The 16208-nt window shown below is 40.4% G+C and carries 17 protein-coding genes; 4 read left to right on the top strand and 13 right to left on the bottom strand.

All coding sequences use genetic code 11. The features are described from left to right. Together RMY63_RS39180 and RMY63_RS39175 are read left to right on the top strand one after the other, a co-directional pair. On the top strand, nt 1–1362 hold a 1362-nt coding region (locus tag RMY63_RS39180), incomplete at its 5' end, for a DUF3854 domain-containing protein (protein ID WP_322733831.1). A gap of 41 nt (nt 1363–1403) precedes the next feature. Continuing rightward, nucleotides 1404–2186 carry a hypothetical protein gene (locus RMY63_RS39175; protein ID WP_322733830.1) on the top strand — a complete coding sequence of 261 codons (783 nt, stop codon included), beginning with the start codon at nt 1404–1406 and terminating at the stop codon, nt 2184–2186. 285 nt (nt 2187–2471) lie between these two features. On the opposite strand, the gene RMY63_RS39170 is transcribed toward RMY63_RS39175, so the two are convergent. From RMY63_RS39170 to RMY63_RS39140, 7 genes are all read right to left on the bottom strand, one after another. Beyond that, a complete protein-coding gene (locus RMY63_RS39170; protein WP_322733829.1) occupies nt 2472–3077 on the bottom strand; it encodes a DUF6753 family protein in 606 nt (201 codons plus the stop codon). Beyond that, a complete protein-coding gene (locus RMY63_RS39165; protein WP_322733828.1) occupies nt 3061–3804 on the bottom strand; it encodes a hypothetical protein in 744 nt (247 codons plus the stop codon). Before RMY63_RS39165 ends, RMY63_RS39170 begins: the two co-directional genes overlap by 17 nt. After that, nucleotides 3788–4690 (bottom strand): chromosome partitioning protein ParA, encoded by a 903-nt coding sequence (locus RMY63_RS39160; protein ID WP_322733827.1) that lies wholly within the window; start codon nt 4688–4690, stop codon nt 3788–3790. The genes RMY63_RS39165 and RMY63_RS39160 overlap by 17 nt, the downstream gene beginning before the upstream one ends. 76 nt (nt 4691–4766) lie before the next feature. Then, nucleotides 4767–5444: a hypothetical protein gene (locus RMY63_RS39155; RefSeq protein ID WP_322733826.1), complete on the bottom strand. Its 678-nt coding sequence runs from the start codon at nt 5442–5444 to the stop codon at nt 4767–4769. Nucleotides 5445–5532: 88 nt separating this feature from the next. Continuing rightward, nucleotides 5533–6246: a response regulator transcription factor gene (locus tag RMY63_RS39150; RefSeq protein WP_322733825.1), complete on the bottom strand. Its 714-nt coding sequence runs from the start codon at nt 6244–6246 to the stop codon at nt 5533–5535. Nucleotides 6247–6360: 114 nt separating this feature from the next. Then, entirely contained in the window at nt 6361–6909 is a 549-nt protein-coding gene (locus RMY63_RS39145; RefSeq protein ID WP_322733824.1) for a DUF192 domain-containing protein, read from the bottom strand. Nucleotides 6910–6911: 2 nt separating this feature from the next. After that, nucleotides 6912–8543, bottom strand: a complete 1632-nt coding sequence (locus RMY63_RS39140; RefSeq protein WP_322733823.1) for an ATP-binding protein — start codon at nt 8541–8543, stop codon at nt 6912–6914. On the opposite strand from RMY63_RS39140, the gene RMY63_RS39135 reads away from it, so the two are divergent. Next, nucleotides 8542–9111: a hypothetical protein gene (locus RMY63_RS39135; protein ID WP_322733822.1), complete on the top strand. Its 570-nt coding sequence runs from the start codon at nt 8542–8544 to the stop codon at nt 9109–9111. The genes RMY63_RS39140 and RMY63_RS39135 overlap by 2 nt on opposite strands. Here RMY63_RS39135 and RMY63_RS39130 read toward each other — a convergent pair. From RMY63_RS39130 to RMY63_RS39115, 4 genes are all read right to left on the bottom strand, one after another. Beyond that, a complete protein-coding gene (locus RMY63_RS39130; protein WP_322733821.1) occupies nt 9108–9479 on the bottom strand; it encodes a hypothetical protein in 372 nt (123 codons plus the stop codon). The two genes, RMY63_RS39135 and RMY63_RS39130, sit on opposite strands and share 4 nt — an antisense overlap. 138 nt (nt 9480–9617) lie before the next feature. After that, a complete protein-coding gene (locus RMY63_RS39125; RefSeq protein WP_322733820.1) occupies nt 9618–9992 on the bottom strand; it encodes a hypothetical protein in 375 nt (124 codons plus the stop codon). 2 nt (nt 9993–9994) lie between these two features. Further along, on the bottom strand, nt 9995–11260 hold the full coding sequence (locus tag RMY63_RS39120; RefSeq protein ID WP_322733819.1) for a ParM/StbA family protein: 1266 nt from the start codon (nt 11258–11260) through the stop codon (nt 9995–9997). A 1-nt stretch (nt 11261) separates the two neighbouring features. Further along, nucleotides 11262–11768, bottom strand: a complete 507-nt coding sequence (locus RMY63_RS39115) for a hypothetical protein (RefSeq protein WP_322733818.1) — start codon at nt 11766–11768, stop codon at nt 11262–11264. A 383-nt stretch (nt 11769–12151) separates the two neighbouring features. Here RMY63_RS39115 and mobV point away from each other — a divergent pair, with 383 nt between their 5' ends. Then, complete coding sequence (gene mobV / locus RMY63_RS39110) at nt 12152–13972, top strand: MobV family relaxase (protein ID WP_322733817.1); 1821 nt, start codon at nt 12152–12154, stop codon at nt 13970–13972. 750 nt (nt 13973–14722) lie between these two features. Here mobV and RMY63_RS39105 read toward each other — a convergent pair. Continuing rightward, nucleotides 14723–15208: a hypothetical protein gene (locus RMY63_RS39105; RefSeq protein WP_322733816.1), complete on the bottom strand. Its 486-nt coding sequence runs from the start codon at nt 15206–15208 to the stop codon at nt 14723–14725. A gap of 316 nt (nt 15209–15524) precedes the next feature. Continuing rightward, the gene (locus RMY63_RS39100; protein WP_322733815.1) at nt 15525–15806 is read right to left on the bottom strand and encodes a hypothetical protein; all 282 of its coding nucleotides are present in this window, start codon (nt 15804–15806) and stop codon (nt 15525–15527) included. Nucleotides 15807–16208: the final 402 nt, after the last annotated feature.

The raw sequence follows: 16208 nt of genomic DNA, 5'->3' as shown, positions 1-16208 counted from the left end.
AGCTTTTCAGGCATTACGTGGCGGCTGGTGACAGCTTCGCTACTTTTACCCCTATTTGCAGCGATCGCTAAAACTGGAGAATTATTAGAAACTGCGGGTGTGAAAGTCAGCGTAGTTTCATTGCCAGGGCCAGAGAAAGGCATTGACGATTTGATTGTCGCTCATGGGGCTGAGTCTTACCAAAAAGCAATGACTGAAGCTTTACCCTTGCAGGAGTGGCAACAGCAAAACCCACCACCTGATTTAAGATTCACAATTTTCCTCAGAGATGGTAGAGAAATCAATCTTTACGAAAAACAAGCAGACGGAACAGTTACAGCGAATCCGGCTAATTTGGACTCTGCTCAAGTTGACAATTTAGTACAGAAAATACAAGAGAATTCTGCAACTAGTGAGCCTCAAAAGATTGTCCTTGATTCATCAGCTTATACTAGTAAAAATGCTGATGCTGTACAAAATTCATCATTTACACAGAATAACGTTAATAGCTCAAGCACTAAAACTAACTTACAAAAACACTGGGCAGAACAACGAAAAGTCCCAAATTATGCTCAAAATTTACCCAGAAGTTTTTTAATACAAAAAGAAAATAAAGAAATTGCCCTGGCTGCTAAAAAACTGATTGACCAATATGGAGGCAAGGAGGATGACGGCAGTTTTGTTTACAGAACTGAAGCCTTCAGCATTAGAAAATTTGGCGACAAAATCAGCATTCACCGTGCGGTAGATGAAAAGGATAGTTACTTTAGCTTTCCACTAATGCAGTTTGAAATTGCCTCAAAAAATAAAATAAAAATTATTAAGCCTCCTTTTAATATGCTCTCTATAGAGCGACAAGAATTTTTAAATATTGCTAATAACCTGAATCAAGGTAGCAAATTACCTTCATTTTATGAAGATGCTATAACGCTGAAGCAAAACCTTGGCTCTCTTGCCCCTCTGGGAACTCAAAAAGTTATTAATAATCTCCAAATATCAGAAGTATCACAACTGCTTACTACGATTATGGAGACAGTAGGGAGTAAACATTTACAAGTAGGAGAGTACAGAATTAAATCTGGAATTAATCAGCATACAGGTCGTTCATCTATTAAATTAATTAAAGAAGATAATCAGGGATTAGAAAGAGTTGCTGTCCAGATTGATACGAATACTAATGAAACTCAGATCGTGAAAGTTAATGAAGAGGATATGAATAATCTTAGATTAATTGCTAAAAGAGTACAGTTAGAATCTGCTAAATCTGGGCAACAACAATTTAGTAGTTATACTTCGCCTGAATCTCCAAACAAACATAATACTAATTATTCTCCTAAACGCCAGTCAAGTAATCAGCGTAAATCTCGTGATATCGAGTTATAATTTACTGAAACTTCCTTGAGGAGTTCTCCAAAATAATAATTATGCCTGAAAGAAAAACTTCAACTTTAGAAAAGGTAAGAGAGATTAATCCTGTGGGCATCTCAGATAATATGATGATTGCCCGACTTAACCGAATACTAAAAGAATCCAAATCTTCAAAAAGAGTTAATACAGTTGGCGCTAATAATTTCCAAAAATCTCCTCAAGAGTTACAGCAAGCAAGTTTAGAATTAGGGCAGCTATTATCCAAAGGTCAGCCTCTTGAAGAATATAGGCAGCAACTAAAAACAAAATATCTCTCCCAGTACTTGAACAAATTTGGAGTGGAATCTCCGCAGAATACTCAGCCGAGACAGCAAAGTGTGCTGTCCCAACTTGAGCAATTTAAACAACGAATCCAACAACGAGAGAAATCTTTGCGTAAGACTCAAAGGCAAAGTGAAGCACTTCTAGAAGCACGTTTAACAGATAACTCGAAAAAGTCTTTTATCAGAACAGTAATGGACAATATTATCACCAAGGGTAAGAGCCTGGGTAATCAAATCCGCGGATATGATATTGATGGGTATAAAACCCAGCTTCGGGTACAAGATAATAAACAGATTGTTAGCGTCGAACGCACTAATCCCCAACCTACATACCCAAACCTAGCTTTTAAAGCCGAGAAAGATGACAGTAGAGAGTTTACAATTTTACAGGACAACCTTGAGAAACAAGAGATTAGGCAGATTATTGACAATAGCCAACAGCAACAAAGACAATTACAATCACGCCTTCAACAACGCAAGCAGCAAAAAAATAATAGCCCAGAGATTGACGATTAACTGAAATAGCCCATTAAAGTACCTCCAATGAAACTACAAGTCAGTAGCGATGCCTTCTCTACGAGAGGCTTCGCCAACTGCGAGCTTCGCTAACGCTTTGCTGGCTTATCAATTTTGGAGAAAGGGGAAATAATTGCCGCTAGTAGCAAATAAAATGCTGCTTCCATAACATTTATATCAAATTCATAAATCGCTAGAACAATTAAGCCAACGAATATAGCGATTTCTACGACTTTCTCTTTTAGAGAAAGTAAAACTTTTGGTTTTGGTATTATGAAAGGCTAATCACTTGGACTTCCTGATTTTAATTACACAGCGACCCAGTAAACGGTCGTCCCGGCGGCAAACCTCAAGGTCAGTTCTGTTGTCTATAATTAACTGTCGGGCTTGTTTCCCCTCAGTTGAGTTTACCCATTGCAGAAGCTTGATATCATTGGCAGTAAACCCAGTGGTGGGATCGCTAATATAATTAGCAATTACATTTTGAGTAGTGAGCGAACCAAGGATTGCACCCACAGCAATCATGCCGCCAAGGATAGCAGAAATAGGCCAAAAGCCTAGTTTTACCTTACCAATTTGAGGAGCTTCAACACCCAAAGATACCCCTGGCTTGAACCTTTGCATTTCTTGCTTCAATACATCCTTAACAGCTGCGGTAATGACTGCGTGTTGCATCACCTCAGCGCTTTTACTAGCTGATTGTAACTTTTGGTCAATCATTAATCCGCCTGCTTCTAAAAGTGCCTCCATTTGAGCAGGAAATTGAATCATCATCTCCTCAAAGTTCCCCAGTATGCTCATGATTTGAAACATTGGGTCTTCTGGGTCAAATCCAATCTCTGATGAAAGCTCTTGAATGCGTTGTTTTTCTGCTTCAGAAAGTGTATTCATATTCTTCTAACCGTTGAGATTTAGTCAATCCCAAGTAATTTTTCGCAGTGTAATTATTTATCACAGCAGAGTAAAAACTTTTAGCCCAACGATAAGTATAGGCTCGATATACCGAATAGATTTCTAGATGCTTACTTACTGCTGAATAAGGCAAGCCCATACTCTCTATTGTTTCGTAACTATACTTATTCAACTCTTTTAAGATAATATCAGTGCCGTTGAATCTAGCCAACTTTTCATATACTGGCGAGCGCTGATACTGGCTAAACTGTTTATCAAAATATTGATTTTTCACTACTACATAATCAGCCGCCGAACCAATAAACTCTAGCAATTGTTCCAAGTATTCTAGACAATCTAATCTATGAGATATCGGATGTAAAAAAGTTAGCCGCCAGCCACAGTCATTAAGTAGTTTAAATAAATGCACTTTGTAAATGTATTGACAAACTTTATCTAAATACTGCCCTGGCATATCAACAGCGATCGCGTCACAATTACCTTTGAATTCTTCTAGGATGATGTCAGTTCCGCCTCGAAAAAAATCTATGTTTTCAATTGGAACTGTTTGGGAATAAGCAGCTAGTTTATAACGGGTATCATGGTCATAAATTCTAATCAGCTTCTTTTGGGCATAAAATAAATCAATTAACAATCTCATAACTGTAGATTTTCCAACACGAGAATCACCTACAGTCATAATCAAACGTCTAGGAGAGAGTGACATCTTTCAGTCCCAACAAGTCTTTTACTGGAGTAATTGATTCCTTAAAGTTCTCCATCCAACGACTAACTCTACCCCTAACTGATAACTTTTCATTTTGTGCTATTCCTTGGGCAAAAGAATAGTTATTTTCATCGAGGTAATCATAGGCATGAGCTATTAAATCTGGCATATATATTTCTGGTAATTTGACCCCACTTTCTTTGAGTTCTTTGACTTTTGAAGAATTATCATATCTTTCAAAGGCATCTGTCTCTCCAAAAAATAAGTTTTTTACTATCAGATAATCAACCTGACCATTGCAAAAGTCATGCATTTGCAGTAACTGGTTAACAGAATCTTTTGTCCGGTTTATTACTGCTGTCATTGTTACTCGTGAATGAAGCTCCTTTTGCAATAATTCAAAAAAGCCCATCTCTTTCTCAAACAGCCGAAAGTATTGAATTGATTGCGATGGTAACTCTAGTAAAAATAAGAATTTACCTCTAGGTAAAATTGATTCTCCTGGCTTGACACGTGGTGACATGAATGTTCTCAAATCGTCCAGAAAAGCGTCGGCTTTACCTCTAGTAAAAATATCAAAAGGCTGAACGTCGCATTCATTGCCGTAAAATCTTCTGATCTGTGGGTTTGATGTATCAGCGTCAAATGCTACAAACTCTCGCTTGTTATCCAAATATGTTTGTAGTAAAGCTCTAGCAAAAGTACTTTTACCCACGCCCCCTTTATCACCAGTAACAATTACCAATCTGCAATTATCCATTTGAACATTTGATTGTTCATCATTTGATTGGATTGAAGTTGGTTCTTCAGCTGTTAGTTTCTTGGCAGTTAAGTTAGTCATTCTTTTTCTTCCCTTCTTTCTTACTTGTTTTATTTTTAACAACAAAGAGTTCGTGAAGAGGCTCTTGTGCGAGGGAATGTTCAGTCGAGGTAGAATCCCCGACTGTTGCGCCAGCTTGCCGCTAGGGATTACGAAGCCACTCTTGTTTAGCTTGGCATTCATATCTGCTACGGATTCCCATTAATACAGGATCTGGTTCGGAAGTTAAAAATTTATACAGTGCAACTGCTTTTTCTTTGGTCGTCAATTGCTGAATTTTGATATCAGATGTGGGTTTCGGAAGGGTAGCTTCTTCATTTGCTGCCCCTACATGAAAATCCTTCATCAAGTAATAACCTTCGGCTGCGGGTTCACCCTTAATCAAACATCCTCGTGACTTGGCAAACAAATGTAAGTCTATCCCCGTAGTGAACTCTCGCCTCCGCACCATTTCATATTGTCCAGCTGGCCCCCAGACTAACTGACTTGATTCTAAGCATTGATTTTTGAGGTTACGAGACATAGAGACAATTTTTTGTACCCCACAAACCTTCCACGAAACTTTATGAAGTGGGGGTGTACTTTTGACTAATCCTTCAACCCTACGCAATTCTGCATTTGTCTGTGCATCAACATTATTAGCCTGACATGACCCTATAACTAACGAAAAAGCAAGTATTACCAAGACCAACAAAGGCAGAGGACAGGAGGCAGGAAGCTTCAGTTGGAATGTCTGATGCCCTCTGCCTCGTGACTTGAAAGAGCAGGGGAGGCAGGGGGAGAAAGATACTTTCATGCTTGGTGGTGGAACTTGTTTCATTGGGACTGCCTTCTGCCTTCTTGAATACGGCATTTTTAATTTCCAAAACTTACACTCCTTTATTTCGATTTGATTCAACAGTTGCTCGTTATGATGGCTGGTATCTTTTTTCAGGACAAGCATTTAGTACTTCAAAAATTACGGTGTTGTAATTAAAATATCCAAGTTTGACTCCACGCATAACTGCATGAACACGGTTGTGAGCTTGTAATTTCTTGTTGACCAAATGAACGTAGGATTTGACCGTACCTTCTGTTACATTCATCAGTTCTGCAATTTGCTCATTTGATAAACCACGTGCCATTAACTTAAGTGTTCGCAGTTCCGTGGTTGTTAAAGTTACTCTAAAGTTTTTTCCCTTCAGGTTTGTGTGTTTCTCCTCTTTGATATTGCTGTTATTGGTTAAAAATTTTTTTGAGACTTTTGGATCGATCCAACATTCTCCTTCTTTTGTCTTAACAATTGCGTATCTGAGAATTTCTGGCTCAGAAGTCGAAAGCAAATACGAGTCAGCCCCAGCACTTAATGCCAGGGTCACTATTTCTTCGTCATCTTGATGCGTCAAAATTAGCACTTTGCAGTTAAACAGTTGTTTAATTGCAATTGTGGCTTCAATACCACCCATATCTGGTAAAGAAATATTGATAATCACAATATCGGGTAAGGTTTTTGCAACTAACTTAATGCCCTCTGCTGCACAAGCTACCTCTCCACAAACCTCCATAATTGGGGATTGCGATATTGCATTGACCAATCCCAAGCGTAAAAGACCCTGCCCTTCAATAATTACTATACGGATCATAATGTCAATATACTGCTACTTTTATATATTAAATGTTAGGTGAACGCGCTTGTCTTAATTCAAGTAATTTATGAAGAAACAATACATTCGTCAATAATAAGAAAAAATAATTAGTTAGCGTGAAGAATCAATCATTCTAAAACCTGAATCTGGCTGATTCAATGGTAAAAATTTCAGTCTTATCCCTGGTCGGATATGAACTTGCTTGGCTTGTCCTGCTCTTAGCTCCAGGACATGAGTAGCACTAGAAGCATAGTAAACAGGACATGGTTGTTTTGGGCATGGGAGTACGTTATCAATCACCTTTGTCACCACACCATTATCTAGATAAATAATGTCAAGTGGGATTTGGACTTTGTACATCCAAAAGCCCGCGTTAGTATGTCGTCTACCTAAGTTAAATAACATCCCCTTATCACTCGTTAAAAAAGTCCGAAACTTTAGCCCTTTATGTAACTCTTCTGGTAATGAGGCTGACTCTAGGTAAAAAGTTCGCTCTCCCTGAATGAGTTTATATTTGAGCGGTAGTTGTTGAGGAGAGCTTTGCAAATACCAGTTAGCAACTGCTCCTAATATCAGTGATAGCCCTAAGAAGGGGCCAGCAATTTTGATAACCTTAAAAACAAGAGCATAAGGATTGCTTTTGAGCGCAAGGGGAAACATAATCAACTAAAGATATTGATATTGCCAGTGCTGTAAACCGAGTCATCGATGGGGCTAGATGGTAGTCCCTGTAGAGAGGCCTTGTTTCGTATTCTCTCAATCTTGTCAGCTTCTCTGATGGCCAAAGGATTGATATTCTGCCTTGCTTCTAATAAGGACAACAGCGTGATTTCCAAAGCAGGAGGCTCATTAGTTGGCGGTACATCAGTGGGAAACATCGCACAGAAAGTGTTGGCTGCGGCCCTTTCCACAATGTTTTGAATCTCCGCACCAACACAGCGATGTGTTTCCTTGAGTAGCCGACGCCATTCTTGTTCAGTAAAGGCATCTCCTCCATCGAGGAAGCGCCGATCAAAACGTCCCAGGTGAATTTTGAATATCTCGTAGCGTTCTCCATTGTTTGGCAAATCGACTTTGAAGATGTCATCAAATCGTCCGGCTCTAGTTAGTTCCGGGGGCAAGTAGTCCAAGTTGTTTACTGAAGCTATAACTACTGCTTCGCTAGTCCGTTCTTGCATCCAGGTCAACAGCATTCCTGCCAGTCGTCTGGACAAATCATCATCTCCTGCAAATCCCTTATCAAAGTCGTCTAAATACAGAAGTACACGATTAATCCGATCTACCAGCCCCAGCAACTTTTTGAGCTTATATTCTGCCTCATTACCATAACTACGAAAACTGCTCCATTCCAAAACAATCAGTGGAAATCCCAAGATTTGGGAGCAAGCTTTGGCAGAGTGGGATTTTCCTGTTCCTGGTGGCCCTACCAATAACACCCCTTTTGGTAGCTTAAGATTGTACGCTTTCGCGCTTGGTGTTAACAAACGTTTGTATTTCCTAAACACTTCTTGCATCAGTTCTAGTCCTCCAACTGCGTGAGCCGAAGGCTGGAAAAATTCAATATTGTAGACTCGTTTAAATAGGCTAATTTTGTAATTAGAGAGTTTGTCTGCTAAAGAAACTTCTTGAATTTCAACAGTAGTTTCGGCGATCGCACTTTTAAGACCTGCCTCAATATCTGCCAAATACATTCCTACAGAGGCGTTTGCTATTTCGCCGATTTCTATGGAGCTATATGTAGTGGGCAAGATTGACTCTAAGTGAGCAGTGACCTTCTCTACTGTCGGCAGTTCTTGAGTAATAGTAGGAATTAGAGCCGCTATATCAGATGAAAGACTGGCGTTTGGCCCTAACAATACGGCTGTTTTATGGGAATCTTGATTATAGAGTTTCAAATTGATCAGCGCTGACTTAATCCACTCCCCAGTCAGGAAAAAATCAGAGTCAATAGTTGCTTGACCAATCCAGGGAAATATCCCCTCCAGTATCAAAACCCCTTGTTGAGAAGTCGTTTTCCAAAATCGCAGAATTTCAAAATAATCTTCGCGTACAGCCTTAGTCGTATTCGGCTTATATTCACTTAATTGTTCTAAGCTTAATTGTCGCTCATTAATGTGCAACTGATAAAGTAGATCGTCCTCCAACATCCATAAATAGCAGTTAATATTTCTTAAGGCGCATTCCTCACTAAGCATTTCAAGTAGCCTTACTCGCTCCTGTAATGGAGACTCCACTGCAATCAGAGGGTTCTGCTGTTCAATCAGATTAAAAAGTTGAGAAATTAAAGCAGCCATGAATAATCGTCCTAATCGTCCTTGTTATCCAATAATATTTGTGCCGACTGCCGTCAAATCAGGCAAATTTCAGCCATTGATTCTACCTTCAGAATCAAACGAAAACACGCGATTGGGCGCTTCGGAATTAGAGTTTGGCAAGATACTGCAACATTACTTTGGGTCGTGTGCTTCATCCCAACAGCAGTTTTCACCCCCCGGTCACGACCGCCCTTATAGCGCTGATTTTGTTGTCGTGGAACCAAGTACAAACTTGCATATAGATTTGGAGATTGATGAACCATTTAGTTTTAGTGGGGAACAGATTCACTGCGTGGGTATGGATGATTACCGCAACAAATGTTTTGTCCAAGCTAACTGGATAGTATTGCGTTTCGCTGAAGAACAAATCACAAGTCAGCCCTTGCGTTGCTTGCGTGTTTTAGCAAATGTAATTGCCAGATATACTCTTAATACTACTTACCAGTCATCTTTTATTGATGTCCAACAGCTTACTCCACTCTTTCAATGGACACAGAGAAAATCTCAAAAGCTCTCGCGCCAAAACTACCGAAAACAATATCTCTAGTTGGTTATTCTTGGTTGATTATTTACAACAGGCGGTGTTGCACCAGCTTTAGATAATTCCTGGGCATTAAATACCCTGTCGAAGAATGCAATCATACCGAGAATGGCGAAGGCAGTAATCATTACTCTTTGCAAAGAGCTAAACACTGACTTCTCTTGGGCTTCTTGCCGTAACCGTTTGTGTTGCTCTTTCTCCAGCTCTGTATTTTTCAAGTAGGTGAGAAATGCTATTGCTTGAGTTGGATCTTCACCTTGCTCAAGTTTTTGAAATACTAATGTCTCCAAGCTTTCTCTACGATTTTGATGAGTAGATAAGTTTTTATCGTGGACTCTCACGTCCTTTTTCGGCTTGATTAATATATTGCTCATACAACCTCCTAACTCTAAATTTCAAGCTGTCAAAAGTCTATCTATTTTTAGTTAAAACTGCACTGAACAAACATCAAATCTTTCACCTAACTTTAGTTAATTAAAACACCTAACTAAAGTTAGGTGTCTCATAACAAGTTAAAGCTCTATCTCTTTGGTACACCCGTTTCGGAACTGTCGTTGGGGCTGATCTGCTTCAAACGGATCGCTACCATCAGTGAACAATTCTTGTGCAAGAGTACGCCCATCCCCGTCGCGATCGCTATTCAGAATATGTTGGACTATATCAACTGGTATGCCTTCTTGCCATGCATGAATTAGGAATCCTCTGATAAATTCAGGTGTTGCCTGTTCTTGAGCTAACACTGATAGGATGCGATCGCTGTCTTTAATGCTCATACTCTTGATGCTGGTGACCCCTGCATCTTGGTAAACACTCTCAAATATATTTACAGACCTTTGATCAAAGCTATGTTGTTTTGCCTCTTGGGCCAGTTGCTCTGTACTATCCATATCTATATGCCTTCTTTCATTGGTAAAAAGTTTTTCCAAGGATCGTGATTGGGTCGGGTTTCACCAATCGGCTTCTTAATTTCAGGTTCTAACTTTACTTGGGGTAATGGTTCGAGTTTAGGCTCTTTTGCTGGTTCAGGAACTAACGGCTGTTTACGTTCGTAACCAAAGTTGGCATCTAGCATCTCAATATGGTTTAGATGAGAAATCCAAACATCAGCCAGCCTATTTCCTAAATTCTTAGTATCTAGATTAGCCGGAATTTTTACCCCACCATTCCACACGATAGGTATTTGTTCTTGGGTAAAATACTCCGTCAGTTCTTTGTGAACGAATTCTCCAGTACCCCCACAAATTAGAATTTCATCTACGGACGCGATATTTCTGATCCACCGTAACAAAGCGCGGCAATACTCTCGACGTACAAGGTTTAAAGATTCTTGAAAGTCTGCTAAATCAGTATCTATTTCAGTCGGTTTCGTTTTACGTGATAAAGAGCGTAGATCGTTAAACTCTCCGATAGCGGCCAACACCAAAGCTTTCACGACGCTTGAATCATCCTTAGATAAGCCAACCGCAGTACGATTTACAAATCGTTCTACTAACCAATTCATCCCTAAATCAGTAGATTCTGCTAGAGTTTGGCTTCCACCTTCAATGAGCATAAAACTCGCGTTGCGATAACCTAACATTAGCATTCCGATTCTCTGTCGAGAATAAGCGCCAGCCAAAGTCTGCCAACGGTGTGAGAGAACACCCGCACCTTCATTGGAAACATAGAAATTACGTTGTCTAAGCTTTAATCGCCCAGTTGGTGTCATGATTCCTTGCTTCAGTGCAAGATACAACTGTTTACCTAATTTCTCACCATCTTTTTTTTCGCCAGGAGGTAGGAGCAAGTATACATAAACCTCAGCCTCTTCTACCTTAAAATGACGACAAGCTAACCACACTAAACTAGCCAGTTTAGGTAGAGCATACTGGTATTTCAAGTCACGAACAGCAGATGTACCAGCAAAGACAGTTCTAGCCAAATCACCCAAAACGTAATACTCCAAGCCTATCCCTACCCAAGCTGCATTTTGAGCAGAAGCTTCTACAGCTAGACCTTTGACAGACTCTTTCTCTACGTCTGCAACTTCTGGACTCAGAGTTATAACGAATGGTACGCCATCAGGATAGATTTGAGCGAGTATCTTATTGAGGCTAGCTCCCAAGTCACAAGTCAAAACGAGCTTAATTGGATCAGATTGATTTAAAGGAGTCATTTTATTCCTTTTGTTGAAGTGCTAGATTAGCTGCAATCATTTCTGGAGTTGCTTTGATATTCATATTCCAGTCATCATCTTCATTTTCTGCATCATTATTATTTTCACTATAATCACCGTCCTCATTCAACTGCTGTTGTGAACTATTATTCGTAGCGAGAGCGTTATCAGATTTAGTGGTAGAGATAGCACTGGAAATAACATCTGTTCCTAAAAGTAATTGGTAAGACGTTGGCAATCTCTCAATACCTCCAATCCTCATAATTTTAATCAGCTTTGCTACTAAAGAGTCGATAGCCCACCAACAAGCTTTGTTTAACTCCTCTTGTCCAACTAAACCAGATAAGGCTTCAACTAACCAATAAGAGTTATTTGCTTCCATCGCTAACTCTGTGGCAGCTTTGTCTGAGTCATGAGTTAATAAATAGTGAATAACTTTTCCAGACCGAGAATTGATATTGCGTTTAATTCTGGGTAATTCAACATCTTTATTTTTTTGTGTAGCCATGACAAGTAACCAAATACTCAATTGTATTAAAACACACTATTAATATACCGTGAGAAGAAGAGTGGTATTGATGAGTTTTTTAGTGGCACTAATGAGTTTTTTAGTGGTGCAAAAAACAATAAAAAGCTAAAAAAATAGTAAGTAATTGACAAATTCAAGAGTGGTGCAGATGAGTTTTTTAGTGGCACTAATGAGTTTTTCGGTGGTGTAGCGGTGGCGGGTAAAAGGGGATTTCGAGGGGTTACCATGTATGGTGTACTCACTTCACTTTCGCGCCCTGCGGGTGGGCTTCGCCCATCCTCGTTCGGCTTAACGCCTCACTCGGACGCAAAAGTTTGTTCGCCCTGCGGGGCTGTCACTCCTCGTTTGTCGCCTTAACAAAAATGGTAGCTCTTGCAATACTGCGGGTGGAGAAATTAAAATCTTTTGGTAATGTCGGTGGCAGTGAAGCACATACTGCTCGGCTTCAGGATACACCTAATGCCGATCCCACCAAAACTAATATTAGACTTCTAGGTAGTCTTGGGGAACCACCCCTAAAAGAATTGGTGGAGGCGAAAATTGCCCGAACCACCAAAAACCCACCTCGCAAAGATGCGGTGTTGTGCAGTGACATCTTTCTATCGGCATCCCCAGAATACTTTCGCCCACATGACCCATCAAAGGCAGGCGAGTGGGATGACCAAAGAATGTGGGATTTCGCCAATGCTTCTAAAAAATGGTTGCAGGAGAATTACGGCGATAAGTGCATCCGGGCAGAGTTGCATTTAGATGAAGCGACACCCCACATTCATGCTTATGTTGTGCCAATCAACGATCGCACCAAGAAACTTTCGCATAAGGAGATGTTTGGCGGCAATGGCAGACAAGCCAGCATTAAAATGTCTAAACTCCAGGACTCCTATGCTGCGGCACTAGCTCCCTTGGGCATCTCGCGGGGAGTTAAAGGTAGTCAGGCAACCCATACTAAAGTTAAGGAATATTACCAAGCAGTCAACAGCGAACCCTTAATCCTCGAACTTGACCGACTCGCCCCTTTTCCAGGAGAAACTGCACAACAGTTATTTGAGCGCATTAAGGCTGATTCCGCCCTACACGCAATTAACCACCAACTCGCTGACCGCAAATTCACACGACAATTATCACAACGAGCTGCTCAAAATGTTCTAGTTGCCGAAAAATCCCGCCAGGAAACAGAACAACGTGCTGTTGAGTTAGTCAAAGAAAACCATCTTTCCAGGCAGCAATTAGACCAACTGCGAGATTTACCCCTGGAAGATGTGGCTTGGCAGTTGGGATTAGACCGCGACACTAAGCAATTGCGGCGATGGCTAGGGCTGCATCACATCATTAGTATTAGTGCTGATTCCAAGTTCTACGACTTTCACCCTAGTCAAGAAAAGGGCGGCGGTGGCTCTATTGACTTGGTAATGCACGTTAACAAGTGCAATTTTCGAGGCGCTCTAGCATGGCTTCATGACCGCTTTGGCGAATCGGGCATCGCTCGTGCAGCCGCGCATAAAGCTAAAGTCGAGGCGAGGGCGATCGCCCAGACTGAACCAGTACCACAGTTCTTACCTCCGGTTGCCGATGAAACCCAATGGCAAAGAGTACATCATTACTTGACTATTAAGCGAAAATTAGCATCAAACTTGATTCAGGCTCTTAAAGAGCGGGGTCTTATTTACGCTGATGAGCAACAAAATGCTGTGTTTGTGATGCGTTCGTTAGATGAACAGGTTAACGGGGCATTCTTGCGAGGGACGCGAGGTGAAGATAATACCTTTATGGGCTACGAGAAAGGAACTAAACGTACTTCCGGCTGGTTTTGGTTCTGCATGGGGGGTAAACCAACTGATGAAGTTGAACGAGTGGTTTTATGTAAATCTCCCATTGATGCCATCTCCCTTTCCATAATTGAGTTGACAAGAAAAGCTCAAGTGTCACAAACAACAACCATGTATTTGGTTGCCGACAGTCCCCAAAGTCTACCAGTGGAGTTTCTCAAAACAATTAAGACTATAGAACTGGCTTATGATAATACAGAAACTGGTGACCAGACAGCACAGATTATTAAGCAAATGTTACCTCTGGCTAAAACAAACAAACCCAAAGCTATCGATTGGAATCAACAGTTGCAGCATGAGCAATTAAAGCAGGAGCAATCAGAGAAACGCAGTTATAAACGAGGACTGGAGCTTTAAGATTCTAAAGAATAAGCAGCGATTGACTTTGCTACCGATAGCGGTAATTGAGTTAACTTAATTGACCATTTTTTGAATTCAAAATTCACGCATTAAGAAGAAATAAAAATATATAGTTAAGTTTTTTTCGCGCCGACCTACTTAATTCGTGGGGCAGGTTTTACACAGAAATAGTAAAACCCCGCCTCTAGCGCGAGACAGAGCAGGCATATATATCAATAGTATGCTGTCATTGTACAGCAAATAGCATTTGAAAAATTCTCTGCAATAACAGCGGAATCATATTCTGGTGCAAAATTTGCTCTTATACTAGTTAATTTATTAGTTTTGCTTATGATATGAAGTCAACTAAGCCATTCAATACTAGTATTCAAAACTACTAATTTTAAACAAAATTGACTCAGGCAAATATTCACAAAAGTGCGCTCGCTTTGCTAACAAAGCGACCGCTTCTCTGCCGACAGTGCAGGCAGAGGCGAAGTTGATTAGTCTATGGTTAGATGGAAAAGCTCATTCATCTGTTCAATCATATCGGCACTACATCAGGCGGTTCTTGGATTTCTTGGACAAACCCCTCAAGAAAGTCAATATGCAATACGGTTCGGATAAGCAGTATGAACTTCCCTTGTGGTGTGGGTTCATGTTAAGGGGTAAGGGGTAAAGGGTAAAGGATGTATTTGAAACCTTTCCCCTTTCCCTTTTAACCGAACCGTATTGGGGCTATATGCATTTTAATTTGTAACCGCGAAGCTATTGTTTTCTGACAAGCGTTAAAGCTTCCTCGTTTCCATGTTTGATGACTAACTTATTACCATTTTCTATAGTCTCAGCTTCCCATTCTTTTCCAGGTAAAAGTGGACGTATGGGAACAGATGTAATCTCCCATTCAATTTTCTCTAATTGAGAATTTGCTGAGCTTAATAGCGTTAAAGCTTCTTTGTTTCCATGTTTAATTAATAACTTATTACCATTTTCTATAGTCTCAGCTTCCCATTCTTTTCCAGGTAAAAGTGGACGTATGGGAACAGATGTGATTTGCCATTCAATTTTCTCTAATTGAGGGGTTGTTGACCTTGATGGAGGAGCTAATGTACTAGTTGCACTTAATAGATAAACAGAATCTTGTGTTTGCAAAGAATATGCCTGTGCAAAGCTAGAATTCTGAAACATCAAACTCAAGCTAAACACTATAAAAACGAAAGCAACTACTTTTTTAATGAGATGCAAACTCTTCATGGTAAAACTCCTGCTGAATAACTTTACTTGTCCAAATCCACTTAACAAAGGTTGATGATTTTCCTCTGCTGAAAGTAATAATCGTAGCGATCGCACTTTTGAAACTTACTAGTGAGAAATCTGCGATCGCCTTTTTACTTTGCCACTTTGTATCAAATACGTATTTTAAATTACACAGACTTACAGAAAGTTTTTTACATCAATCAAGTAAGCTTGGTAATTACTAAAATATATTCTCAGCATTATTAGAAAAATACAAGGACAGATAAGACAGTTAAGCAATTAATAAATCACGAACGCACCAATTCCCTCCCCATCATCCACCCTGCCACAACCTTAATTGTGACTTCAAATACCGATCAGTTTTTTTCGATTGCTCTTTCCAAAAATCCCAAGCAACTACTACTTCGACTTGAGGATTTTCCGGAACCAATGGTTCCGAAACAGAACGTCCGATCCGTCGTGGAGATGGAGGAACGAGTTTCTTAGCCGCAGCAGCAAAATCCGCTTCACTTGGGGGGTGGTCGGTTGACACAACTTCAACAGCATCAGCCACCAGGGATTTCTGTTGATAATTGTCAGTTTGGTCGTTTGCCACTGACTCAACTGGAGTCTCTACGACAACAGGCGTTACCCCAATACGGTTCAGATAAGCAGTATGAACTTCCCTTGTGGTCTGGGTTCATGTTAAGGAGTAAGGGGTGAATGGCACTAAGAAAAGGGAAAATCTTTGAGGCAGCTCTTGTGCTCCAGGAGCAGGGGAGAAAGAAGAAGTTTAAGGTATACGAACTGATATTTAGAAATTCCCCTGGAGCACCCTTGCACCCCTGCCCCTGGAGCATCCTTACGCTGCCTACTCTCCAACTTAACGAGCGTGCCATTCGGGTAAGGGGTAAAGGATGTATTTGAAACCTTTCCCCTTTCCCCTTTAACCGAACCGTATTGATCAGGGCGGCCGCATCTTATTTACTAATAAAAATTAAAACAAATCTGAAAATGT

Source organism: Nostoc sp. ChiQUE01b (assembly GCF_034531255.1).
GTDB lineage: Bacteria > Cyanobacteriota > Cyanobacteriia > Cyanobacteriales > Nostocaceae > Nostoc.
The sequence above is the reverse complement of the archived record's forward strand: the minus strand, read 5'-3'. Positions and strand labels throughout refer to the sequence as shown.

Coding starts and splice junctions, on each gene's coding strand:
- RMY63_RS39175 (WP_322733830.1), top strand. CDS start 1,404: ATGCCTGAAAGAAAAACTTCAACTTTAGAAAAGGTAAGAGAGATTAAT.
- RMY63_RS39170 (WP_322733829.1), bottom strand. CDS start 3,077: ATGAATACACTTTCTGAAGCAGAAAAACAACGCATTCAAGAGCTTTCA.
- RMY63_RS39165 (WP_322733828.1), bottom strand. CDS start 3,804: ATGTCACTCTCTCCTAGACGTTTGATTATGACTGTAGGTGATTCTCGT.
- RMY63_RS39155 (WP_322733826.1), bottom strand. CDS start 5,444: ATGAAACAAGTTCCACCACCAAGCATGAAAGTATCTTTCTCCCCCTGC.
- RMY63_RS39150 (WP_322733825.1), bottom strand. CDS start 6,246: ATGATCCGTATAGTAATTATTGAAGGGCAGGGTCTTTTACGCTTGGGA.
- RMY63_RS39145 (WP_322733824.1), bottom strand. CDS start 6,909: ATGTTTCCCCTTGCGCTCAAAAGCAATCCTTATGCTCTTGTTTTTAAG.
- RMY63_RS39135 (WP_322733822.1), top strand. CDS start 8,542: ATGAATAATCGTCCTAATCGTCCTTGTTATCCAATAATATTTGTGCCG.
- RMY63_RS39140 (WP_322733823.1), bottom strand. CDS start 8,543: ATGGCTGCTTTAATTTCTCAACTTTTTAATCTGATTGAACAGCAGAAC.
- RMY63_RS39130 (WP_322733821.1), bottom strand. CDS start 9,479: ATGAGCAATATATTAATCAAGCCGAAAAAGGACGTGAGAGTCCACGAT.
- RMY63_RS39125 (WP_322733820.1), bottom strand. CDS start 9,992: ATGGATAGTACAGAGCAACTGGCCCAAGAGGCAAAACAACATAGCTTT.
- RMY63_RS39120 (WP_322733819.1), bottom strand. CDS start 11,260: ATGACTCCTTTAAATCAATCTGATCCAATTAAGCTCGTTTTGACTTGT.
- RMY63_RS39115 (WP_322733818.1), bottom strand. CDS start 11,768: ATGGCTACACAAAAAAATAAAGATGTTGAATTACCCAGAATTAAACGC.
- mobV (WP_322733817.1), top strand. CDS start 12,152: ATGGTAGCTCTTGCAATACTGCGGGTGGAGAAATTAAAATCTTTTGGT.
- RMY63_RS39105 (WP_322733816.1), bottom strand. CDS start 15,208: ATGAAGAGTTTGCATCTCATTAAAAAAGTAGTTGCTTTCGTTTTTATA.